Annotated in this window: 19 protein-coding genes; 8 read left to right on the plus strand and 11 right to left on the minus strand. The window is 71.6% G+C overall.

The annotated features are described in order from the left end of the window. Window positions 1–208 precede the first annotated feature (208 nt). Entirely contained in the window at window positions 209–601 is a 393-nt protein-coding gene (locus ACQPYE_RS20550) for an ATP-binding protein (protein ID WP_498713495.1), read from the plus strand. Window positions 602–650: 49 nt separating this feature from the next. On the opposite strand, the gene ACQPYE_RS20555 is transcribed toward ACQPYE_RS20550, so the two are convergent. After that, window positions 651–1649, minus strand: a complete 999-nt coding sequence (locus tag ACQPYE_RS20555; protein ID WP_498713497.1) for an alpha/beta hydrolase — start codon at window positions 1647–1649, stop codon at window positions 651–653. A 325-nt stretch (window positions 1650–1974) separates the two neighbouring features. Here ACQPYE_RS20555 and ACQPYE_RS20560 point away from each other — a divergent pair, with 325 nt between their 5' ends. After that, on the plus strand, window positions 1975–2817 hold the full coding sequence (locus ACQPYE_RS20560; RefSeq protein ID WP_498713498.1) for an SAM-dependent methyltransferase: 843 nt from the start codon (window positions 1975–1977) through the stop codon (window positions 2815–2817). Beyond that, a complete protein-coding gene (locus ACQPYE_RS20565; protein WP_498713500.1) occupies window positions 2817–4985 on the plus strand; it encodes a putative bifunctional diguanylate cyclase/phosphodiesterase in 2169 nt (722 codons plus the stop codon). Before ACQPYE_RS20560 ends, ACQPYE_RS20565 begins: the two co-directional genes overlap by 1 nt. Here ACQPYE_RS20565 and ACQPYE_RS20570 read toward each other — a convergent pair. Then, window positions 4975–7053, minus strand: a complete 2079-nt coding sequence (locus ACQPYE_RS20570; protein WP_498713503.1) for a glycosyl hydrolase — start codon at window positions 7051–7053, stop codon at window positions 4975–4977. The genes ACQPYE_RS20565 and ACQPYE_RS20570 overlap by 11 nt on opposite strands. Window positions 7054–7407: 354 nt before the next feature. On the opposite strand from ACQPYE_RS20570, the gene ACQPYE_RS20575 reads away from it, so the two are divergent. Further along, on the plus strand, window positions 7408–10428 hold the full coding sequence (locus tag ACQPYE_RS20575; protein ID WP_498713505.1) for a 3-keto-alpha-glucoside-1,2-lyase-like domain-containing protein: 3021 nt from the start codon (window positions 7408–7410) through the stop codon (window positions 10426–10428). Window positions 10429–10475: 47 nt separating this feature from the next. On the opposite strand, the gene ACQPYE_RS20580 is transcribed toward ACQPYE_RS20575, so the two are convergent. After that, complete coding sequence (locus tag ACQPYE_RS20580; protein ID WP_498713507.1) at window positions 10476–11354, minus strand: SDR family NAD(P)-dependent oxidoreductase; 879 nt, start codon at window positions 11352–11354, stop codon at window positions 10476–10478. An 85-nt stretch (window positions 11355–11439) separates the two neighbouring features. On the opposite strand from ACQPYE_RS20580, the gene ACQPYE_RS20585 reads away from it, so the two are divergent. Together ACQPYE_RS20585 and ACQPYE_RS20590 are read left to right on the plus strand one after the other, a co-directional pair. Beyond that, a complete protein-coding gene (locus ACQPYE_RS20585) occupies window positions 11440–12021 on the plus strand; it encodes a TetR/AcrR family transcriptional regulator (protein WP_498713509.1) in 582 nt (193 codons plus the stop codon). Between the two features lie 411 nt (window positions 12022–12432). Continuing rightward, window positions 12433–15372, plus strand: coding sequence for an ATP-binding protein (locus ACQPYE_RS20590; protein WP_498713511.1), 2940 nt, complete (start codon window positions 12433–12435; stop codon window positions 15370–15372). Window positions 15373–15375: 3 nt separating this feature from the next. Here the strand turns inward: ACQPYE_RS20590 and ACQPYE_RS20595 are convergent, their stop codons facing one another. The 8 genes from ACQPYE_RS20595 to ACQPYE_RS20630 form a co-directional block, all read right to left on the minus strand. After that, window positions 15376–16218, minus strand: coding sequence for an ABC transporter permease (locus ACQPYE_RS20595; protein ID WP_498713513.1), 843 nt, complete (start codon window positions 16216–16218; stop codon window positions 15376–15378). Next, window positions 16215–17162 carry an ATP-binding cassette domain-containing protein gene (locus ACQPYE_RS20600; protein ID WP_498713515.1) on the minus strand — a complete coding sequence of 316 codons (948 nt, stop codon included), beginning with the start codon at window positions 17160–17162 and terminating at the stop codon, window positions 16215–16217. Before ACQPYE_RS20600 ends, ACQPYE_RS20595 begins: the two co-directional genes overlap by 4 nt. Before the next feature lie 26 nt (window positions 17163–17188). Next, window positions 17189–17737, minus strand: coding sequence for an NADPH-dependent FMN reductase (locus tag ACQPYE_RS20605; protein ID WP_498713517.1), 549 nt, complete (start codon window positions 17735–17737; stop codon window positions 17189–17191). A gap of 179 nt (window positions 17738–17916) precedes the next feature. After that, window positions 17917–18780: an ATP phosphoribosyltransferase gene (gene hisG / locus ACQPYE_RS20610; protein ID WP_498713519.1), complete on the minus strand. Its 864-nt coding sequence runs from the start codon at window positions 18778–18780 to the stop codon at window positions 17917–17919. Window positions 18781–18948: 168 nt separating this feature from the next. Next, window positions 18949–19248 (minus strand): hypothetical protein, encoded by a 300-nt coding sequence (locus ACQPYE_RS20615; RefSeq protein ID WP_498713521.1) that lies wholly within the window; start codon window positions 19246–19248, stop codon window positions 18949–18951. Window positions 19249–19252: 4 nt separating this feature from the next. Further along, window positions 19253–19963 (minus strand): GNAT family N-acetyltransferase, encoded by a 711-nt coding sequence (locus tag ACQPYE_RS20620; protein ID WP_498713523.1) that lies wholly within the window; start codon window positions 19961–19963, stop codon window positions 19253–19255. Window positions 19964–20028: 65 nt separating this feature from the next. Continuing rightward, entirely contained in the window at window positions 20029–20613 is a 585-nt protein-coding gene (locus ACQPYE_RS20625) for an FMN reductase (RefSeq protein ID WP_498713525.1), read from the minus strand. Continuing rightward, window positions 20610–21698, minus strand: a complete 1089-nt coding sequence (locus tag ACQPYE_RS20630) for an LLM class flavin-dependent oxidoreductase (protein WP_498713527.1) — start codon at window positions 21696–21698, stop codon at window positions 20610–20612. Before ACQPYE_RS20630 ends, ACQPYE_RS20625 begins: the two co-directional genes overlap by 4 nt. A gap of 140 nt (window positions 21699–21838) precedes the next feature. Between ACQPYE_RS20630 and ACQPYE_RS20635 the strand changes: the two genes are divergently transcribed. Next, complete coding sequence (locus ACQPYE_RS20635) at window positions 21839–22933, plus strand: acyl-CoA dehydrogenase family protein (RefSeq protein ID WP_498713529.1); 1095 nt, start codon at window positions 21839–21841, stop codon at window positions 22931–22933. Window positions 22934–23059: 126 nt separating this feature from the next. Continuing rightward, window positions 23060–23602, plus strand: coding sequence for a hypothetical protein (locus ACQPYE_RS20640; RefSeq protein ID WP_498713531.1), 543 nt, complete (start codon window positions 23060–23062; stop codon window positions 23600–23602). Window positions 23603–23653: the final 51 nt, after the last annotated feature.

Here is a 23653-nt window from a genome sequence, read left to right on the forward strand (position 1 = left end):
GTCGACGAACACCGCTCGATGGCCGGCGCGCCGGCGACGGCGGCAGAGGTGTCGGCCCACCCGCCGCGCTCGTCACGCGGAGCCGGTTCGCTACGCAGCGTGAATATTTCGTCGCCGAAAAAGTGGTGGAGATCGTGGTTTGAGACGTCCGTCAAACGGTTACCTCGTGCGTGCGCCTTGAGCAGACAGGGTGCCGAAGGAGCGTGCGATGAATACGGTGGACCTGCCTGACGACGGGCTCGACCTGGCGCTGGGCGGCGTCCAAGCATCCGACGCCATCACCGGTTGGGTGCGGCAGGTCGCTTACGAGTTGAACGGGAAACGCGTCGCCGAGCTCGCGTCGATAGCCACCGAACTGGTGGGCAACGCGCGGCGGCACGCGCAGGGGCCGTGGCGGATGCGGTTGCGGCGGGTGGACGACCGGCAGGTCGTGCGGGTGGAGGTGGAGGACCGCAGTCCCAGCCTGCTGCCCGTGCTGGGCAGACCGGACGACCCGACCGGGGGCAGCGGGTTGCTGCTGGTCAACCGGCTGTCCGTGCGCTGGGGTTTCGACCACCACGAGGACCGCAAGGTGGTGTGGGCGGAAGTGCCGATCGGGTGACGGCGCGGTGGTGCGGGGCCCGCGGCGCGTGCGGGCCCCGCACCACCGGTCAGCGGCCCACCTCCTGCGAGACCCAGGAGGAGACCGCCGAGTAGTAGTCCCGCGCGTTGGGCGCGAGGTTGATCGAGTGGCCGTAGCCGGGCAGCGCGTAGGCCCGCAGCGGGGCGCGGAAGTACGGCGCCTCGGCCGCGTGCAGCGTCTCCGACGTCGAGCAGTCCGTGGCGAGCAGGCCGCACACCGCCGGGTCGCGCGAGCCGACGGCGGTCATCACCGGCACGTCGATCAGCAGGCTGTACGGCAGGAGCACGGCCACGCCGAGCCCGTCGGCGGCCTCGGTCGGCGAGAAGACGTCCTTCGTGGCCTCCTCGATCTCCATGGTGTCCGGCACGAGTTCCCCCGGCGCGTGGAAGCCGGCGTACCGGGTGCCGGGCGCGGTGGTCAGGTAACCCGGCGGGTGGAGCAGGCCGAACTTCGGGTCCAGGTTGGCCGGGCGGAAGTTCGCGAACGCCGTCGCCACGCCGACCGGGTTCACCCGGTGCGTCATGCCGGTCAGCAGCACGCCGTCCACGTCGTGGTAGGTGCCCGCCTCCACCACGGCGATCGCCGCGCCGAGCGAGTGGCCGCCGATGACGACCCGGCTGAACCGCGGCCCGTGCGCGCCGGCCCGCAGGCCCGGCACGACCTGGTGCACGGCATCGGCCTGCGCGAACGCGGTCAGCGTCACGGCGGGGGGTCGCGAGCTGCGGCCGGTGCCGAGCCGGTCGACGGCGAAGGTGGCGACACCGGCGGCGTTCTGCGCGGCGCGGAACGAGTGCCTGCCGTCGGGGAAGTCCCAGTAGGAGCTGTTGTAGGTGGAGCCGGGGATGAGCAGGAGGAGGGTGGCGGCGCCGGTCGGCGCGCACAGCGTGCCGTGCACGACTTCGCGGTGACCCAGGACGGTCACCGGCACGTCGACGTCACGGCAGGTGGTGGAGGTCGAGGCGGACGCGGGGGTCGGCGACGACGCCATCACGAGCGCCACCAGGCAGGCGGCGAGTGGGTACCGCAAGAGGACGGCCTCCATCAGTGGGCGGAACGGGCGTGCCGAGCGGTCATCGGCGGCCGACTCCGGGATTTGTCCATCCCGGCAGGAATTCGCCGAATCGGCGTCCGGTGCGGTAATCGCCCCGGAACCGTGGGTGACTCGCTTTTACCGGCGTTACCGGCATTTGCGCGGGAGTTCATCGGCGTGCACTCTATGCGCCGTTCGGAGCCCAGCGGGATCGCGCATTGGAGTTAAATCGTCGAATCCACTGGTGCGTGCGTGGCACAAGGGGTTGGATGTCATGGTCCGCCCGTCCCCCCGACCTGTTCACGAAAGCCCGGAGCGCGCCATGAGCGACCTGGACTGGATTCCTGAAGGCGTCGACACCACGGTGCCGAGCGTGGCCAGGACCTACGACTACCTGCTCGGCGGCGCGCACAACCTCGCCGTGGACCGGGCGATGGGCGACGAGATGCTGAAGGTGCTGCCCGGCGCGCGCGACCTGGTCCGGCTGAACCGGTCGTTCCTGCGCCGCGCGGTCACGCACCTCGCCGAACGCGGCGTGCGGCAGTTCCTCGACATCGGCTCGGGCATACCCACCGCGGGCAACGTGCACGAGATCGCGCAGGAGGTGTCGCCGGACTGCCGGGTGGTCTACGTCGACAAGGACCCGGTCGCGATCGCGCACAGCCGACTGCTGCTGGCCGACAACGGGAACGCCGCGGCCGTGCAGGCGGACCTGCGTGAGCCGGTGGACGTGCTGAACCGGCCCGAGGTGACCGGCCTGCTGGACCTCGACGAGCCCGTGGCGCTGCTCCTGCTGCTGGTCGTGCACTTCGTGCGGCCGGAGGAGGAGCCGGGCAGGCTGCTCGCCCGGTACCGCGACCGGTTGGCCCCGGGCAGCTTCATGGTGATCTCGCACGCCACCGCCGACGACCGCGCGGAGACGATGCGACGCGCCGCGGCCGCGGTGCGCGAGAGCAGGTCGAAGGACAACCTGGTGTACCGCACGCACGCCGAGGTGACGGCGTTGTTCGACGGCTACGAGCTGGTCGAGCCGGGGGTGGTGGGGCACGCGCTGTGGCGGCCCGGCGGCGCGGGCGACATCGCCGACCAGGCCGAGGACAACAACCAGGTCTGGGCGGGTGTCGGCCGCAAACCGGGTCAAGAGCCGGTGGTCGGGGGCCGTTGATGACCGCTGCGCTCCCCCAGGACGCGGACGGGCCGCGGGTCCGGACGAAGCTCGCCAAGAAGTGGGCGTACCTGCTCAGCTCCCGCACGTTCGTCCCGCTCACCAACGTCGAGCTGGAACGGCAGCTGCTCGGGTTGGTCGAGAGGTTGTGCGCGGGCGTGGCGGGCGAGTCGCCGGCTCAGCGCGCCGGCCGCGAGGTCGGCGACGCGCTGGTCGACCTCAACTGCACCACCGCCGAGGCGCTCCAGGTCTCGGTGGAGGTCGTGAGCAAGGGTCTGCTCGGCATGCCCGCCCTCGCCCCGCCGGACAAGCTGCGCGAACGCGTGGTCGACGTGATCGCCGCGCTCTCCGCCGGTTTCGTCGACAAGGTCCGCGCCACCGTCCTGGCCCAGCAGGAGCAGCTCGGCCGCTCGCTCTACAAGGCGATGCGCGAGGCGCAGGTGGAACTCCAGTACGGCGAAGCCAGGTTCGAGCTGCTGGAGCACCACCTGTCCACCGGCATCGCGACCGCCGACCCGGACGGCAGGCTGGTGCGGTCCAACGGCGCGCTGGCCCGGATCGTGGACCGGCCGCCCGCCGAGCTGGCCGGGTTGTCGCTGTTCGAGCTGGCGCACCCGGACGAGCGGACGGCGTTGCGCGCGGACTTCGCGCAGCTCGCCGACAACGGCACGGCGTCGCTCACCCAGCCGCGCCGCCTCCTGCGCGGTGACGGCGAGCCGGCCTGGGTGGTGCTCACGCTGGCGCCGCTGCGCCGGGTCGAGGGCCGCGCCCAGGTGATCGTGCTCGCCGAGGACGCCACCGACGTCAACCTCCTGCAAGGCCAGCTCAACCACCAGGCGCTGCACGACGTGCTGACCCGGCTGCCCAACCGCCAGTACTTCACCAGCAGGCTGGAGCAGGCGCTGCGCACGGCCGACCCCGGCACGGGTGTCAGCGTGTTCCACCTCGACCTCGACGGCTTCTCCCGGATCACCGGCGGCCTCGGCCGCGAGGTCGGCGACCACGTGCTCAAGGTCGTCGCCGGACGGCTGCGGGCGGTGGTGGCCGAGGAGAATGCGATGGTGGCCAGGTTCGGGCACGACGAGTTCGCGATCCTGGTCGAGAACAGCCCGACCACGCCCGACGTGGTGACCACCATCCGGCGGATCAACAACCTGCTGTCGGCGCCGTTCCACGCCGACGGCAAGCGGGTGGCGGTGTCGGCCACGATCGGCGTGGTGCACCTTCCGTCGCGCGACTCGACGCCGTCGGACCTGCTCGACTCCGCCGACCTCGCCCTGCGGCGCGCCAGGGGCAACGGGCGCAGGCAGTGGGAGCCGGCCGACCCGGTGCGGGACGGCCGGGACCGGCGCGCGTTCAGCCTGGCCGCGACCATGCCCGGCGCGTGGGAGAACGGCGAGCTCCGAGTGCTGTACCGGCCGGTGGTACGGCTGGCGGACGGGCGGGTGGAGTCGGCCGAGGCGGTGCTGCGGTGGGACCACCCGACGTTGGGCCCGCTGCCGCACGAGCAGTGCCTCGCCCTGGCCGAGGACACCGGGCTGATCGTGCCGCTGGGCACGTGGGCGCTGCGGACGGCGTGCGCGCAGGCCCGGTCGTGGCGGCGGGAGACCGGCCGGGACCTGCCGGTGCGGTGGGCGTTGACGCCGAGCCAGGCGGCGGACCCGGAGCTGCACGGCGTGGTGCGCGAGGCGCTGTCCGGCGCCGGGTTGCCCGCGTCGTCGTTGCGGCTCGGCGTGCCCGGTCAGGCGTTGTTCGGTGAGCCCGGCGACGCGTTGCCCGGCGGGGCCTTGTCCGGTGGGGCATTGTCCGGCGAGGCGTTGTCCGACGAGCGCGGAGAGGCGGCCGACACGTTGAGGTACCTGGCCGAGGACGGGGTGGGCGTCGAGGTGGAGGACTTCACCGCCGCGCCGGGCGACTTGGCGCGCCTGCTCGACGGCGTGCCGGTGCGGGCGGTCCGGCTGGCGCAGTCGCCCGCGTCCCGGCCTGGGTCGGCGGTGGCGCGGGCGTTGGCCGGTGTGCTGGAGGTGGTGCGTGACGCCGGCGTCGGCGTGACCGCCGCCGACGTCACGACACCGGAACAAGCCCGGTGGTGGCGGGAGGTGGGTGCGGACACCGCGTCCGGTCCCCTGTTCGCTCCCGCCGGTCCACCGGACGTGATCACCCGATAGCGCAAGTCAAGGCAGGCGCTGTCGGGGAGCCACTGGCGAGGTAGCCGAAGGTGGTGCTCTCCCCCGGCTTGACGGCCGCGTTCCACGACAGGTTCTTCGCCGTCGCGGTCGTGCCGTCGGTGGCGATGGTCGCGCCCCAGACGTGCCGGATGCCCTGCCCCGCGGCGAGCGGCCAGGTCACCCGCCAGCCCGCGGACGGCGAGTTCTCCTGGTGCCGCAGGGTGATCTCGACGTGGTAGCCGGTGCCCCACTGCGTCACCACCCGCATGGTCGCGGCGCAGTCGCCCTGGGTCGTCTTGAAGTCGGGCAGCTCGTCGAGGGTGAGGACGTCGGGGTGGTCGTACACGCGTTGCACGAAGTCGCGCGGGTTGACCACGCCGTCCTGGATGAACGAGCCCGACCAGGTGACGAACCAGGACCAGCGGGCCTCGTAGGCGCGGACCAGGTCCGGGTCGGGGATGGAGCCGACCTCGCCCAGCGCCACCAGCTTGCGGTCACCACCGAGCTCGACCAGCTTCTCGTACGGGCCGATCACCGGGCCGTGGTCGCCCTGGGGCGGGTACGAGTCCATGCTGACCACGTCGACCACGTCGTCGCCGGGGTACCAGTCGGGTGAGACGGAGTTCCAGACCCAGATCAGGTTGTGCAGCCCGTGGTGGCCCACCAGGCGGTCGTGCAGCAGCCGGTACAGCTCCTTGGCCGGGCCGGGGCCCTTGGCGCCCCACCAGAACCAGCCGCCCTCGGCCTCGTGCAGAGGCCGCCACAGCACCGGCACCTTGGCGTCGGCGAGCCGCTTGAGCTGCACCGCGATGGCGTCCATGTCGCGGATCAGGAGCCGGTGGTCGGCGGAGGACGGGTCGGCCAGCGCGGCGGCGAGGTCGAACGTGGTCGCGTCGGTGTAGAAGCCGCGCCACCACTCCTTGCCGGGCTGGTCGATCAGGCCGGACGGCGCGTTCCAGTGCCAGGCCAGGGTGACCACGCCGCCGCGCCGGTCGTAGGCGATGGCGTGGTCGACGTCCCGGCCGACGGTGCCGCGCTCGACCCGGCTCGGCGAGTAGTCCATCAGGTCGTAGCCGCCGATGGCGGGCGCCTCGCCGATGTTCTGCTCGACCCAGTCGATGCTCGCCTGGTCCTGCTGGCCGGACAGGATGCGCTCGCCGTAGTTGTCGGCCAGGTAGCGCATCAGGCCCTTGGCCTCGGCGGTGGCGGCCGGGTCGGTCAACGCGCCGGTGACCTGGTGCGGACCTCGCGGCGCGCTGGGCGTCACCTTGATCGCGTCGATCAGGTACCAGCCCCAGTTGTTCGTGACGGTGACGGTGTTGTCGCCGGCGCGGAGGAGGACCTTGCCCGCCGGGATGGACGTGAAGGTGGGGTGCTCGGGGAACCGGACGTCGCCCAGGCCCGCGCCGTTGAGCGAGAGGGACGCCGTCTTCGCCCCGTGCGGGGTGGCGTAGAAGATCGTGAGGTCGTGCAGGCCGCCGGGGCTGTCCGGGATCGTGATGGTCACGTTGTCCGTGCCGGTGTCGAAGCCCGCCACGTAGCCGCGACCGGAGAACCCGGCCACGGCCGACTCGACGACGGTGCCGTTCAGCACGCCGTCCTCGGCTTCGTGGACGCCGGGCGCGGGAGGCGCGCTGGGGGTCACCTTGATCGCGTCGATCAGGTACCAGCCCCAGCCGGTGGTGAAGGTGACGGTGTTGTCGCCCTCGGCCAGCACCAGCTTCGCGCCGGTGGCCTCGGTGAAGCCGGGGTTCTCGGCCAGCGCCACGTCGCCGACGGAGGCGCCGTTGAGGGAGACGGCCGTCTGCTTCGGGCCGTGGGGCGCGGCGTAGCGGACGGTGAGGTCGTGCAGCCCGCCGGGGCTGTCCGGGATCGTGATGGTCACGTGGTCGGCGGCCTCGTCGAACCCGCCGACGTAGCCGGCGCCGGAGAAGCCCTCGACGGTCGTCTCGACCACGACGCCGGACAGGGCGCCGCCCTCCGCCTCGATCCACTCGCCCGGCGCCGCGGCCGCGGCGGGTGGGGCGAGGGTCAGGGCCATCAGCGAGACGAGCAGTAGCAACCTCACGTCGTTGGTCCCTTCACCGCCGTTGGCAGGGGCACGAGCAGGGGTACGGGCAGCGCGACGCTCTGGGAGCGCTCCCAGAATCATAGGGCGGCAACCGGCCAGGAGAAAGGGTCGAATGTTCTTGTCCGAACTTATGCATGAACCAGACAAAAGTCCGGTCAGGATCAGCGAAAGTACTGGACTAGACCACTGCCGTCGACCTACGGTTCCTCACGTTCCTCACGTTCCTCACGTTCCCCTGTGACCGGACACGGCTCTCCCTGTCTCACCCCGCCACGACGTGCGGACCCTGCAACCGTGCGACGACGACGTCGGACAACGCGTGGTCGTCCTTGCCCTCCTGGAGCATGGATCATGAGATGGACAGCACGACGGACAGCGCGACGAACAGCACGACGGGCGCGTGACTCCGCCCTCGGCTTGTCGGTGGCGGCCCTGCTGCTCAGCGGCCTGGGCCAACCGGCCACGGCCGATCCCGAGAGCGACGCCGTGCCACCCCAAGAGCCCGGCGTGACGTTGCGGGTCTTCGACGTCCAGGTGTCGTTGGACCGGCTCTGCGCGCTCAAGCCCGCCCAGACCCCCAACGTCGACAAGCTCATGCCCACCGTCGACTGGACGTCCACCGCCGACTTCGGTTTCGCCGACCGGTTCGTCGCCCAGGTCACCGGCAACATCAACGTCACGCAGGCGGGCAGCTACGCGTTCCGGCTGCTCAGCGACGACGGGTCGCGGTTGTCCGTGGACGGCAGCGTGGTCGTCGACCACGACGGGCTGCACGGGCCGGACCCCAAGGACGGCTCGATCACCCTGTCAACCGGGTACCACTCGCTGCTGATCGACCACTTCGAGCGCGACGGCGGGCAGCAGCTGACGTTGCAGTGGAAGCCGCCGGGCGCCACCGCCTTCGCGGTCGTGCCGAACTCGGCGCTCAGCACGGACAGCGGGGTGGTGCGGGTCACCGCGCCCGGTCGCAAGGACTGCGCGACCGGCGCCGACTCGCCCGGTGACGGGCTGCCGCTGAACGCCGTGCACCCGGACTACACGGTGACCAACCTGCGCCCGACCGGATTCCAGCCGCGGGTCAGCGCGATGGACTGGTTCCCCGACGGTCGCCTGGCCATCGCGACCTGGGACGGCAAGAGCACGAACACCGGCGAGGTGTGGGTGCTGGGCAACGTCACCGGGGCCACTTCGCCCGATCGGGTGACCACCAAGCGGATCGCGGCGAACCTGCGCGAGCCGATGGGCTTGAAGGTGCTCGACGGCAGGATCTACGTGTCGCAGAAGCACCAGCTCACCGAGCTGACCGACACCAACGGCGACGACGTGATCGACCAGTCGCGCGCGGTGGCGTCCTGGCCCTACGGCGGGAACTTCCACGAGTTCGCGTTCGGCCTGCTGTACCAGGACGGGGCGTTCTACCTCAGCCTGTCCGTCGCGATCAACGAGGGCGGCGCGACCACCAACCCGCAGCCCGCCGCCAACCGCGGCACGACGGTGCGGGTCGACCGCGCCACCGGGCAGGTCACCTACCTCGCGGGCGGCCTGCGCACGCCCAACGGGATCGGCTGGGGTCCCGAGGGCGGCATCTTCGTCAACGACAACCAGGGTGGCTACCTGCCCGCGTCGAAGATGGTGCACATCAAGCAGGACCGGTTCTTCAACCACTACACCACCCCGGCCGGCCCGTTCGACGAGCGGCCGGTCACCGCGCCCGTGCTGTGGTTGCCGCAGAACGAGATCGCCAACTCCCCCAGCACCCCCGTCCAGCTCACCCAGGGCGCCTACGCCGGGCAGATGGTCTTCGGCGACGTCACCTACGGCGGTCTCCAGCGCGCGTTCCTGGAGAAGGTCAACGGCGAGTTCCAGGGCGCGGTGTTCCGGATGACGCAGGGCCTGGAGGCGGGCGTCAACCGGATCACCCTCGGCCCCGACGGCGCGATCTACATCGGCGGCATCGGGGACGGCGGTAACTGGGGACAGAACGGCAAGCTGCTGCACGGCCTGCAGAAGCTCGCGCCCAACGGCGGCCGGACGTTCGACGTGCTGGCGATGCGGGCCATCGCGGGTGGGTTCGAGGTGGAGTACACCCAGCCGCTGTCGGCGGAGACGGCGGCCGGGTTGGCCGGTCGGTACCGGGCCACGCAGTGGCGGTACGCGGCGGCGCCGACGTACGGCGGGCCGAAGGTGGACCAGGAGAGCCTGACGGTCGCCTCGGCCGCGTTGTCGGCGGACGGGCGGAAGGTGACGTTGAAGCTCAACGGCCTGAAGGCCGGCCGGGTGGTGCACCTGCGCTCGCCGCGCCCGTTCTCCTCGAACACCGGTGTTCCGCTGTGGAACACCGAGGCCTGGTACACCCTCAACAACCTCGTCGGCAGCGCGCCGTCGGCCACCCAGTCGTTCGAGGCCGAGAGCGCGGCCCTGTCCGGCGGCACGGGGGTGAACACGGACCACACCGGCTACTCCGGCTCGGGGTTCGTCGACGGGTACGGCGCGGCGGGCGCGAGCACCCGGTTCGCGGTGAACGCGGCGGCGGCCGGGTCGCACAACGTGGGCCTGCGCTACAGCAACGGGCCCAACCCGTCGTCCGGGACCAAGACCGTGAGCGTGTACGTCAACGGCGCGAAGGTCAGGCAGGTGGCGTTGGCCGACACCGGGACCTGGGACACGTGGGCCACGCACACCGAGGCGTTGACGCTGCGGGCGGGTGCGAACACCATCGCGTACAAGGTGGACAGCGGGGACGTCGGGCACGTCAACCTCGACTCCTTGACGGTCACCCCGGCCCAGCGCGTCGTCCTCTACGGCGGTGGCGGCACGGAGAACTGGCGCAACGGCGACGGCAGCGCCCCGTCATGGCCGGTGTCGGGCGGGTCGGTGGAGGCGCTCGGCGGTGACATCCGCAGCAGGCAGGGGTTCGGGGACTTCAAGCTGCACCTGGAGTTCTGGCTGCCGAACCTGCCGTCGAGCGTGACGGGGCAGCAGCGGGCGAACAGCGGGGTGTACCTGCAGGACCGGTACGAGTTGCAGATCCTGGACAGCTACGGCAAGAACCCGCTGGGAGCGGATGACGCGGGGAGCATCTACCTGAAGCGGGCGGCTGCCGCCAACGCGGGCACCGCGCCGCAGACGTGGCAGGCGTACGACGTCACGTTCCGGGCGGCTCGCTTCGACAGCGCGGGGGTGAAGATCGCGAACGCGCGGGTCACGGTGGTGTGGAACGGGGTCACGGTCCACCAGGACCTCGTGGTCGACGGGCCGACGGGTGGCGGCGCGGCCGAAGGGCCGACCGCGGGGCCGTTGAGGTTGCAGGACCACGGTGATCCGGGTGAGAACGTGAGGTTCCGCAACATCTGGGTCGAACCGCTCGGTTGACGCGCGTCGCGCCGGGCCGCCCCCGAGGGGTGGCCCGGCGTGGGCGGTCATCGGAGAGGGAGGCCGCACAGTTCGTCGGCGGTGGACCACAGTTCCTCTTCGCGCTGGTCGTCGTAGGACTCCGGGGAGGACGGGATCACCTCGCCCTTGCTGATGTACGAGCCGCTCTCGCCGGGGCGGGGTCCCGCCATCGTCTCCGCCAGGAGTCGACCCGCCTTGGCCGAGGTGGTCGCGAACGGCATGGTGACCAGGACCTTGCCGACCGCGCGGAACGCGGCCCGACCGAACCGGCCGGCGTCGCGCGCCAACTCCGTGTCCGGGACCAGGCCCGGGTTGTAGGAGTAGACGTCCACGCCCTCGGGCAGCCTGCGCCGGAGCGCGTGGACGAGGTAGATCACGCCCAGCTTGCTGGTGGCGTACGCCCGCCTGCCCTCCTTGGCGGAGTCCTTGCCCGGCTTGACCAGCTCACGCGGGTGGTCCCAGCGCGGCGGCGGGATCAGGCCCATGGTGTTGAGGTCGGAGTCGTGCACGTCGCTGCCGACCACGACGATCCGCGCCGGGTTCGTGAAGCGCGGCAGCAGCAGGTTCAGCAGCAGGTGGTAGGCCAGCACGTTCACGCCGAAGGTCATCTCGAACCCGTCGGCGGTGAGCTTGCGGGTGGTCGCCATCTGCAGGCCCGCGTTGCCCAGGAAACCGTCCAGCGGTTCGTCCACCTCGGCGGCGGCACGGCGGATGTCGGCGAACGACGCCAGGTCGCAGACCACCTCGGAGACGTTGCGGTTGCCGGTGACCGCGGTCAGTTCGGCGGCCAGGCCGGGCTTGCGGTTGAAGACGAGCAGGCGCCGGTCCGGGTGGCGGCGGAGCAGGTGTTCGGCGGCCTCGCGGCCGAGGCCCCGGCTCGCGCCGGTCATCAAGGTCGTGCCCATGGTCCCCACGGTCGCTCCCGGTACGTAGTTCGAAGTGGTACTCAGTACCGTACCGCACTTCGTACCGGGCCGTTATGCTCGGCGCATGTCGGAACGGATGCCGCTGCGCGAGCGCAAGCAGCAGCGCGCGCGGGAGCAGATCGTGGCGGCGGCGTTCGAGCTGTTCGCCGAACGCGGGTTCGCCGCCGTGACGGTCACCGACATCGCCGAACGGGCCGAAGTGGGCCGCACGACGTTCTTCCGCTACTTCGGCGACAAGCAGGAAGTCGTCTTCTCGGACGAGCAGGCGATCGTCGAGGAGCTGACCGAACGCCACCGGGCGTTGCCGCCGGTCACCGACCTGGCGGGCGCGGTGGCGCAGCTGCGCGCGGTCGCGACGCGGCTGTGCCGGGAGCTGACGGCGGACGGTGAGCACTACCGCATGCACGAACGGCTGCTGCGCGAGAACCCGGAGCTGAAGGATCGCGCGGCGCGCAAGTTCGCCAGGTTGGCCGAGGTCTTTCGCGCCACCCTGCTCGAACGCGGCGCGTCGGCCGAGGTGGCGGCGCTCGCGCCGCAGCTGGCGCTGGCGTGCTACACGGCGGGGAACGCGTTGGCGGATGGGGATCCGGAGGTGTTGACGGAGGCGGTGGAGGGGGCGTTTGCGCGGTTGGGTGAGTTGGGTTAGGTGGGTGAGTTGGGTGTTTTTGAAGATTAAGAGAGTCCTCGCCGGACGGGCAGATCAGCAGGATGACGGGCTGGTGGGCGGTTCTGTGCCGGGTCCGTTGTGGGGCAGGGTTTCGTGTCATCCCACCGACCTCCCTACGGGCTACCACACGTATCAAGGGGGGCGGCCCGCAGTCGACGCCGTGGGTATCGGTGCACTCGCCCCCCTTGACACGCGCGGTAGGGCGGAGCCAGGTCGGCGGGATGACACGAAGCCCTTCCGTTGAAGGGAGGGGGTGAGAGGCGAGGAGTGAGAGGGGGTGGGGGTGAGGGGGTTGGGGGTGAGGGGGTCGCACAGGTGAGCGAAAGAGGGTGGGTGAGATCGCCTGAATGCCGGGACGGTGTCGGTGGGATGGGTTAGGTTTTAGCCGCTATGCGACTCATCGGACGTGATCATTCGGCTGGGGTGCTGCGCGCGGAGGTTGAGCGGGCGGTTGGTAGTCACGGTGGGTTGGTGTTGGTCGCTGGTGAGGCGGGGATCGGCAAGACGACGTTGGTGACCGGTGCGGCTGAGCAGGCGCGGCGGGTGGGGGCGTTGGTGCTCGGTGGGGCGTGTTGGGATTCCGACAGCGCGCCCGGGTACTGGCCGTGGGTGCAGGTGATCCGGGCGTTGCGGCGGGCGGCGACGGAGGTGGAGTGGGAGTCGGTGGACCGTGGTCCGCTGGCGGTGCTGCTCGGTGAGGCGCCGGCGGAGCACACGCCGGAGAGCTTTCCGCTCTACGACGCGGTGACGACGGCGTTGGTGGCGGTGTCGCAGCACCGGCCGGTGGTGGTCGTGCTGGAGGACCTGCACTGGGCCGACGCGGCGTCGGTGAAGTTGTTGGAGTTCGCCGCGCAGCACACGTGGTTCGAACGCGTGCTGCTGGTCGGCACGTATCGCGACAACGAGGTGGACGCCGAGGACCACGCGCTGCGGCCGTTGATGACGCCGCTGCTCAGTCGGGCGGCGACGGTGGCGTTGACCGGGCTGACGCCGGTCGAGGTCGGTGAGTTGATGGCGCGCACGGCGGGTCGTGAGCCGGAGCCGGAGTTGGTGGCCGAGGTGCACCTGCGGACCGGCGGCAACCCGTTCTTCGTCGAGCAGACCGCGCGGTTGTGGCACGGGGGTGGGCCGGTGACGGCGATCGCGCCCGGTGTGCGGGACGCGTTGCGGCGGCGGTTGTCGTTGTTGCCCGCGCAGGTCGGCGACCTGTTGACGACGGCCGCCGTGCTGGGGCACGAGTTCCACCGCAAGGTGGTGGCCGCCACGGCGTCGTTGCCGGTGCCCGTGGTGGACCGGTTGCTCGACCAGGCCGTGCAGGCGCGGTTGGTGCTGGGGCTGGGCGGTGGTCGGTTCTCGTTCGCGCACGACCTGGTGCGCGAGGCGCTGTACGGGTCGCTGTCCGATGTGGACGCGCGGCACGCGGCCGTGGTGCGGGCGTTGGACGGAGAGCCGGCCGGCCAGGTGGCCCCGGTGGAGCTGGCCCGGCACGCGCACCTGGCCGGTGACCGGTTGGCCGCGGACCGCGCGGTGGACCTGATCGTGGCGGCGGCGCGGGACGCGAGTCGTCGGATGGCGGTCGAGGAGGCCGCCGGGCACTACCGGCGGGCGTTGGAGCGGGCCGAGGGCGCCCGGCGGCGGATCGCGGTGGCGTTGGAGCTCGGCAACGAGCTGTACCACTGCGCGGAGCCCGTCGAGGCTCGTCGGGTCTTCCACGAGGCGGCGGGGTGGGCGCGGGAGCTGGCCGATCCGGCGCCGTTCGCCCTGGTCGCGCTGGCGGTGTACCGGTTCGCCGAGGAGGAGGGCCAGGCGTCGGCCGTGGTGCGGGAGGCGTACGCCCGGCTGATCGGGCCGCCGCCGGACGTGCCGACGGAGGTGCTGGCGCGGGAGATCAGCTTGCGCGCCACCGAGGCGGCGCGGGGTGGTGACGATGACGACGTGCTGGCCTCCGGTCTCTGGGCGGTGCACGACACGACGGTGGGGATCGGCAACGCGGAGCAGCGGCTGGCGTTGATCGACGAGCTGCTCACCGTGTCGCGGCGCAGCGGCGACCACAGCGTCGAGCACTTCGCCACCTCGTTCCGGTGGGTGGCGCTGGTGGAGCTCGGTGACCCGCGCTACGTGGACCAGGTGCACGCGTTCGTCGCGCTGTCGGAGCGGCTGGGCATGAGCCGGTTCAACTTCTCGGCCGCGATCGACCAGTCGATCATCGCCGTGATGCAGGGCCGGTTCGCCGAGGCGGAGGCGTTGCTGGCCAAGGCGATCGAGCTGGGCGCGAGCAGGCACACCGGGTTCCGGATGATGTACCTGCACCTGCGGTGGGCGTTGCTGCTGCCGCAGGGCAAGTTCGCCGAGCTGGACGAGTTGGCGCCCGAGATCCTCGCGAGCGACTACCCGGTCCCGGGGCTGCCGGCCGGTATCGCCGCCATCGAGCGCGGTGACGTGGCGACCGCCCGGGTCCACGTCGAGCAGGACGATCGGTCCCAGTCGTGGTTCGAACCGCTGTGGCTGCGGTTCCGGGCCCAGTACGCCCACGCGGCGGGTGACCGGGAGTTGGCCGCGCGGGTGCGCGAGGAGTTGGCGCCGCACCGGGGAAAGTGGCTGGTGTCGGTGTACGGGTGCGACATCAGCGGGCCGGTCGATCTGTGGCTCGGCCTGGTGGACTTGGCGCTGGGCCGGTGCGACGAGGCGGTGGAGGAGTTGACCGCGGCACGGCGGTCGGCCGAGCGGATGCGTGCCCGGCCGTGGGTGGCGCGGGCGCGGCGGCACCTGGAGGAGGCGTTGCGGGCGCAGGGCGTGCCGGGTGAGCGGACCGTGCGCGAGTTCCGGCGGGACGGCGAGGTGTGGGCGTTGTCGTACGACGGCGTCACCGTGCGGGTGCCGGACTCGAAGGGGCTGCGTGATCTGCACGTGCTGCTGAGCAGCCCGGGCGAGCCGGTGGCCGCGGTGGTGCTGCTCGCGCCGGAGGCGGTGGCGTCCGCGCGGCTGGGCGGTGACCCGGTGCTGGACGACGAGGCGAAGTCGCGCTACCGGCGTCGGCTGGCGGAACTGGACGACGAGATCGACCGGGCGTTCGACGACGACCGCGCCGCCGCCCTGGACCGCGAACGCGCCGCCCTGCTGGAGGAGCTGCGTGCCGCCGCCGGGCTGGCCGGCCGCACCCGCAGGCTGGGCGACGAAGCCGAACGGGCCCGCAAGACGGTCACCGCCCGCATCCGCGACGCGCTGCGCAAGCTGGACGCACGCCACCCCGGTCTCGCGGCCCACCTGCGGGAGACCGTCTCGACCGGGGCGACGTGCGTCTACTCGGGAGAGCAGAGCTTTCGCCTCTAGTCGCTACTTGCGGTTGTACAGGCGCATGGTCCAGGCGCCGAACACGACGGTGAAGACGACGCCGTAGCCGAGGGTCCAGAGCATCGCGTCGCTGTCGAAGCCGCCCGCCATGAGGGCGCGCACGGCCTCGACCAGCTTGCTGATCGGGTTGACGTTCACGAACGCCTGCAACCAGCCCGGCATCGTGGCCGGGTCGACGTAGACGTTGGACAGGAACGTGAGCGGGAACAGGAAGAGCATGCTCACGCCCATCACGGACTTCTCGCTGCGCATCAGCAGGCCGAACATCGTCCACACCCACGAGAACGCGAACGAGAACGCCACCAGCACCGCCACGCCGAGCACGACGCCGACGAACCCGCCGCCGGGCCGGAAGCCCAAGACCAGGCCGACCACCATGATCACGGTGGACGCCAGCACGTACCGCAGCAGGTCGCCCAGGATGTAGCCGACCATCGGCGCGGGCCGCCAGATCGGCAGCGTGCGGAACCGGTCGAAGACGCCCTTCTCGATGTCGGTGTTCACCGCGACGCCCGTGTACATGGTGATCATCACGACGCTGGTCACCGTCACGCCGGGCAGCAGGTACTGGATGTACTCCCCCGGCGAACCGGCCAGCGCGCCGCCGAACAGGTACGTGAACATCAAGATCATCATGATCGGGAACGCGGTGACGTCGAACAGCTGCTCGGGCACGTGCTTGATCTTGAGCACGGCGCGCCAGCCGAACGTGAGCGACGCCGACAGCGCACTCGGTCGGCGCGGCTGCACGGTCTCCAGCAGCACCGCCGCCAAGTCCTCCGCCTTGGGTGCGGGCAGGAGCTCTGCTTCCTTGGTGACGGTCACGCCGCCGCCTCCTTCTTGTCGGTGAGTGCCAGGAAGACCTCGTCCAGGCTGGGCTGGCCGAGGGAGAACGTGTCGACGGTGATGCCCTCGCGGGCGAGCTGGGCCAGTGCCTCGGCGGCCTGCTCGGTGGCCCGGCCGGACAGCCGGGCGGTCAGCGCGACCGGGTCGGGGTCGAGCAGCACGTCGATCTCCAGGGCGCGGGCCAGGACCTGCTGCGCCCGGGGGCGCTGGTCGGCGTCACGCAACCGCAGGTGCACCGCGCCGACGCCGACGGACGCCTTCAGCTCGCCCTTGGTGCCCTCGGCGATCACCTTGCCGCGGTCGATCACGGCGATGCGGGACGCGAGCTGGTCGGCCTCGTCCAGGTACTGCGTGGTCAACAGCACCGTGGTGCCGTGCGCGACGACCGCGCGGACGATGTCCCACACCTGGTTGCGGCTGCGCGGGTCCAGGCCGGTGGTCGGCTCGTCCAGGAACAGCAGCTTCGGCGTGTTGAGGATGCTGGCCGCGATGTCCAACCGGCGGCGCATGCCACCCGAGTAGTGCTTGACCTGCTTGGACGCCGCCTCGGTCAGGCCGAACGCCTCCAGCAGCTGCCCGGCCCGGGCGCGGGCGTGCGGGCGGGTGTGGCCGAGCAGCCTGCCCAGCAGGATCAGGTTCTCGGTGCCGGTCAGGTCCTCGTCGACGGAGGCGTACTGCCCGGTGAGGCTGACCAGTCGGCGCACCGCGTTCGGGTCGGCGCGCACGTCGTGACCGAACACCCGCGCCTCCCCTTCGTCCGGTCGTAGCAGGGTGGCCAGCATGCGGACCGTCGTGGTCTTGCCCGCGCCGTTCGGGCCGAGCAGGCCGTACACCGTCCCGGCGGGCACGGTGAGGTCGACGCCGTCCACCGCGCGGGTGTCGCCGAAGACCTTGACCAGGCCCGACGTTTCGATGGCGTTCATGGGATTCCCTTCTTGGTGGGACACGGCTAGGAGACGTAGGGGCGTCGGGTGCGGGCATCCTTGAGGGCCGACGCCCACCAGGTGAGCTGGTCGAACATCGCCTCCGCGGCACGGCGGCGGTGCTCGGTGTCGAGCGGTTCGTCGGCGAGCAGGTTCACGCTGACGCCCGTTCGCACTGTCATGACGTGCAACTCGGTGAATACTGTTCGGAGCTGCTCGACGGCGTGGAAGCCCTCCGAGCGGTAGCCGTAGGAGACGAACCCGGCGGGCTTGGCGTGCCACTCGTCGTAGGCGTAGTCGATCGCCTGCTTGAGGGAGGCCGGGAAGCTGCGGTTGTACTCGGGGGTGACGACGACGAACCCGTCCGCTTCGGCCACGTGCCCGGTGAACCGCCGGGTCTCGGGTGTCGGCCGGCCGGGGTAGCACGGCGGGAAGTCGTAGTCGGCCAGGTCGAGCACGACCGGCTCGACGTCGTCGCGCCGTGCCGCGACCTGGGCGACCCACCGGCCGATGCCGTCGCCGACACGTCCTTCGCGGGTGCTGCCGATGATCACGGCGATGCGCAGCGGCTCCATGCGCCACCTCCTCTCACCCAGGAGGCGCGAGACGGCCCGCTAGACCGGATCTAGCGGCACGCGAGAGTCCTACGCCCACGTCACGAGAGTCCTACGTCCGGAACGCGTGAGTTGAACGCTCGGAACGCGAAACTCCACGTTCCCCGGCGGGAACGTGGAGTCCGAGGTGTGCGCTTCGGCTAGATGCGGCAGGTGTCGAGGGAGCTGACCAGGATCGCGCGGGCGCCCACGCGCCACAGCTCGTCCATGATGAACGGCGCGTCGTCGCGCGGCACGAGCGAGCGGACGGCGACCCAGCCCTCGCGGGCCAGCGGGGAGACGGTGGGCGACTCGATGCCGGGCACCAGCTTGAAGGCCTCCTCCTGCGCCTCCGCCGGGCAGTCGAAGTCGAGGATCACGTAACGGCGGGCGATCAGCACGCCCTGGAGCCTGCGGTGCAGGATCTCGACGGCGCGCACCGCGTCCGGCGCGTCGGCGACCGTGTCGCCCTGGATCAGCACCGCCTCGGACTTGAGGATCGGCGAGCCGAACGTCTCCAGGCCGGAGGTCTTCAGCGTGATGCCGGTTTCGACCACGTCGGCGATCGCGTCGGCCACGCCGAGCTCCACGGCGGTCTCCACCGCGCCGTCGAGCCGCACGAGGTGCGCTTTCACGCCGAGGTCGGCCAGGTGGTGCTCGACCAGGTTCGGGTAGCTGGTCGCGATCCGCTTGCCCGCCAGGCCCGCGGCGTCGTGGATGCCGCCGGGCTTGGACGCGAAGTAGAACGACGCCCGACCGAAGCCGAGCGGCAGGATTTCCTTCGCCGACACGGTGGAATCGAGCAGCAGATCACGGCCGGTGATGCCGACGTCCAACGACCCCTCGCCCACGTACACCGCGATGTCGCGGGGACGCAGGAAAAAGAACTGCACATCATTCGCCGGGTCCGCCACGATCAGCTCACGGCCGGACCTGTTCACCCGGTAACCGGCTTCGGCCAGCATCTGCGCCGCGGGAGCACTCAACGAGCCCTTGTTGGGCAGGGCGAAGCGAAGAGGAGCCATGGCGCGAAGTCTCCCACACGCGGGAGCGCCCCCGTGTCCCGGGTATGCCCAGGTGTCCCACGGTGTGGAAACCACGCGGTGTCGCGCCGGCGTCACCCGTCCGGGGCTTCCCAGTAGGTGAACACGAGACCACCGGGGCATTGCTGATAACCCATTGAATGGCCACAGTCAAACGGATTGGAGAAAGCGACCCGACCGGGTTCGCGCGGTCAATAGCCGACCCGCCCCGAAGGACACCGCGATCGCGACCGCGGCCACCAGGAATGCTTTCAGCTCGGCCGCCACCGCCACCACGATGAGCGCCGACCCCTGGATGAAGAACGCGGCGAACGCGCCGCGCGAGAGCGCCGCCAACGGGCCGTCCCGGGTCAGCCGCCGTTGCGCCAGGCCGAGCAGCCACACCGACTCGCCGACCACGGCCTCCACGACGGCTCCGGGCCGGGAGGAGAGCGGCCGATCCGGCGTCACGCGGTCAGTCCGCGTTCGACCACCAGGTGGCCCGGGTGATGGTGGCGAAGCCCAGCGACTCGTACAGCGGCAGGCCCTGCTCGGTCGCGCTGAGGGTCATCGGCAGCGTCGGGAACTCGGTGAGCGCCGCGGCCAGCAACGCCCGGCCGACGCCGCGTGAGCGGTGCGCGGGCAGGGTCGCCACCCAGTACAGGCCGGCCGCGTCGTCCGTCTCGACGGTCAGGCACGCGCCGGCCGGCACGCCGTCGCGCCACGCCACGCGCACCCGGAAGCCCTCGCGGTCCTTCAACGCCAGGGGCAGCGCGTCGCCGGCCGGGAAGCCCGGCAACGGGAAGCCGTCGACCACGACCCGCTCGGCGACGGCCCACTCGGCGGCCGTGCGCGCGGGCTCGACCTCCAGCGCGGGACGTGGCGCGGGCGCGGGCGGGCGGATCATCACCGGCAGGTGGCGCGCGGTGAGCCCGAGCGCCGCACCGTCGACCGTGCCGAACGAGTCCTCGACCACGACCCGCGCCTCGGCCCGCTTGACCAGCAGCGCCAACTCGGCGACATCGGCCGGGTCGGGGTCCGGCCGCACCACGAGCACCCGCAGCAGGGTCGGCCCGCTCATCGCGAGGAACGCGTCACGGCTGGTCAAGACGTGTCCCCGGGTGTGGGCGAGGCCGGTCGTCAGGGCGGCGGCGTTGCGCACCGCGAGGCGCAGCGAGGCGGACATGGGCCGAATCTAGTCGGCGTCCCGACCGCGGTCAGGTCCACGTCCGCCTCGCTCGCGCCTGCTGCTCACCGCCCGGCGAGCAGTTGGTCGAAGGGCACGAACCCGGCGTCGGCGGGCTTGGCCGGCGCCCGGCCGACGAGCAGGTCGGCCAACTCGCCCGCGGCCCGGTCGACGCGGCCGGGCAGCCCTTCGGCGCCCCAGTCGGACGACGCGGCGTACACGCCGGTCGGCACCACGATCGCCCGCAGGTAGGCGAACAGCGGGCGCAGCGCGTGGTCGAGCACCAGCGAGTGCCGCTCGGTGCCACCGGTCGCGGCGATCAGCACCGGCTTGCCCGCCAACGACTCCGGCTCCAGCACGTCCACGAAGGACTTGAACAGCCCGCTGTAGGACGCGTTGAACGTCGGCGTCACGGCGATCACCGCGTCCGCGCCGACCACCGACTCGACCACGTCGCGCAGCCGCGCGCCGGGGAACCCGGTGACGAGGTTGTCCGCGATGTCGCGCGCCACGTCCCGCAGGTGCACGGTGCGCACCTCCAGGTCGGGCACGAGCCGTTGGGTGGCCTCGGCCAGCCGGGTCGCCAGCAACTGCGTGGACGACGGCGACCCGAGCCCGGCCTGCACCACCGCGACGGTCGGGTTCGTCATCGTGCGTTCGCCTCCGAGGTGGCCGCCTGGAGCATCGACCGGTGGGTGGGCGCGTCCGGCACGTCGGCCGGGCGGCCGACCGCGAACTCGCGGCGCAGCGTCGGCACGATCTCGCCGAGGAGGTCCAGCTGCTCCAGCACCGTCTTCAGCGGCAGGCCCGCGTGGTCCATGAGGAACAGCTGGCGCTGGTAGTCGCCGAAGTGCTCGCGGAAGGTCAGCGTCTTGTCGACGACCTCCTGCGGGCTGCCGACGGTCAGCGGGGTCTGCTCGGTGAACTCCTCCAGCGACGGGCCGTGCCCGTACACCGGCGCGTTGTCGAAGTAGGGCCGGAACTCGCGGACGGCGTCCTGCGAGTTGCGGCGCATGAACACCTGGCCGCCGAGTCCGACGATCGCCTGGTGCGCGGCGCCGTGCCCGTGGTGCTCGTAGCGCTCGCGGTAGAAGGTGATCAGCCGCTGGAAGTGCTCCTTCGGCCAGAAGATGTGGTTGGCGAAGAAGCCGTCGCCGTAGTACGCGGCCTGCTCGGCGATCTGCGGGCTGCGGATCGAGCCGTGCCACACGAACGGCGGCACGTCGTCGAGCGGGCGCGGGGTCGAGGTGAACGACTGCAGCGGCGTGCGGTGCTTGCCCTCCCAGTCCACCACGTCCTCCCGCCACAGCTTGCGCAGCAGGGCGTAGTTCTCGATGGCCAGGTCGATGCCGTCGCGGATGTCCTTGCCGAACCAGGGGTACACCGGGCCGGTGTTGCCCCGACCCATGATCAGGTCGACCCGGCCGTCGGCCAGGTGCTGGAGCATCGCGTAGTCCTCGGCGATCTTCACCGGGTCGTTGGTGGTGATCAGCGTGGTCGCGGTGGAGAGGATCAACCGCTCGGTGCGCGCCGCGACGTAGCCGAGCATGGTCGTCGGCGACGACGGGACGAACGGCGGGTTGTGGTGCTCGCCGGTCGCGAAGACGTCCAGGCCGACCTCTTCGGCCTTGAGCGCGATGGCGACCATGGCCTTGATGCGCTCGGCCTCGGTCGGCGTCCGCCCCGTCGTGGGGTCGGGCGTCACGTCGCCGACGGTGAAGACACCGAACTGCATGGCCACTCCTCGTTCATGTAGTTGCACTTTCAACTAACTGGCACAACGGTACCGGGTCGCCGGCTATTCCGGTGTTGTCTGGTGGCGCAGAGCACGCCAAGGTGTGTGTCACGGGTCACCGATGGGGGAGGCACGGCACGGTGGTGCACGGCACGGGGACGCACGGCTCTGAGCACGGCACGCGACGGCACGAACTGGTGCGACGCGCCGCGCGGGTCGTCCCCGTCCTGCGCGCCCACGCCGCCTGGGGCGACGAGCACCGCAGGCTGCACGAAGCCTCGTTGGAGGCGATGGCCGACGCGGGCGTGCTGCGACTGCGGGTGCCCGCCGCGCACGGCGGCCACGAAGCGGACCTGGCCACGGTGGTCGGGGTGATCGCCGAACTGGCGCGCGGCGACGGGTCGGCGGCGTGGACGGCGGCGGTGTGGGCCATCTCCACGTGGGTCGTCGGCCAGTTCCCCGAGGACGTGCGGCGCGAGGTGTTCGCCAAACCGGACGTGCGGGTGACCGGCATCCTCAGCCCCACCGCGACGGCCGAGCCGGTCGGCGGCGGGGTGCTGGTCAACGGGCGGTGGGCGTTCACCACCGGCGCGTCGCAGAGCCACTGGACCACCAACGCCGCGATGCTGCTGCCCGACCGGGCGCCGGTGGCGCTGGCGATCCCGCTGGTCGACTTGTCGGTCGTGGACGACTGGCACACCACCGGGCTGCGCGCGACCGGCAGCGTGACCACGGTGGCGAAGGACGTGTTCGTGCCCGCCGAACGGGTGCTGCGCCTCGACCCCGTGCTGCGGGCGCACCCGCACGCCGCCGCGCCGATGTTCCGCGCGCCGTTCGTGCCCGCGGCCTGCGCCACGGTCAGCGCGCCCGCGGTCGGCCTGGCCCGTGCGGCGGTGGACGCGGCCCGCGGGTCGGCGCCCGCGTCGGGGCTGCGGGAGGCGACGGTGCTCGCCGACGAGGCCGAGTTCCACGCCCGCCGCACCGCCGCCGTGGTCGACCTCAAGGCCGTCGACGGCGAGGAGTGGACGCCCGAGGACCGCGCCGGCGTGCGCCGCGACCTCGGCGAGGCGTGCTTGCGCGCCCGGGACGCGGTCGACGTGCTCGGCGGTGACAGCCCGACCCGGCAGCGCATCCAGCGCGACGTGCACGCGCTGAACCTGCACGCGATCCTGCACCCCAACGCCAACCTGGAGCGCTACGGCCCGGTGTTCCAGGGCAGCCGGCGGGAGGGCTGATGTCGCGGCTGCCGGCGGTTCCACGGCCGGCGGCTCGTCACGCGCCTCACCGAGGGCGGTACGGCAACCATCACCGCATACCGCCTGGGCTCATTGCGGAAACTGTGCGACCCGAGGGGATTCGTCATGCCACGTATCGCCAACACGCTCGCCGCGGTTCTGATCACCGTCGCGTCCACGGCCTTCATCGCGCCCGGCAACGCCGGTGCGGACGGGCTCGACCTCACGTGCACGCCACCCAGCAGCGCCGTCCTGCGGTACGCCCCGGCGGCGACGAACTCACCGCAGGACCTCACGGTCACGGCATCCAGGCAGTACGGTCCTTGCGCTTCCACCACGCACCCGGACATCACCTCCGGCACCTCCAAGGCCACCGGCACGTACCCGGGCGCCACCTGCTTGACGCTGTTCAGCGCGAATGCGATCACCATCCACGTCACCTGGAACAACGGGCAGACATCGGCCTTGTCCGGCAACACCGCCTCCAGCATGGCCGGCGCCACCCTGACGGTCGTGACGACCGGCACGGTCACCGCGGGGGTGTTCACCGGCGCGACATTCGTCCACACCGTCGTCTACCCCAGCACCGACGTCCTCCTGTGCAACCTCGGCCTCGGCACGGTGCCCGGCCTCTACGGCCAGGTCGTCCTGGAGGTCCTCACCCCCTGAGCCGGGGCCGTCACCGCGACGCCGCCCGGCCCGGCCTCGCGCGCAACGGCC

Origin of the sequence: Actinosynnema sp. CA-299493 (assembly GCF_050946825.1) — a bacterium.
Lineage (GTDB): Bacteria > Actinomycetota > Actinomycetes > Mycobacteriales > Pseudonocardiaceae > Actinosynnema.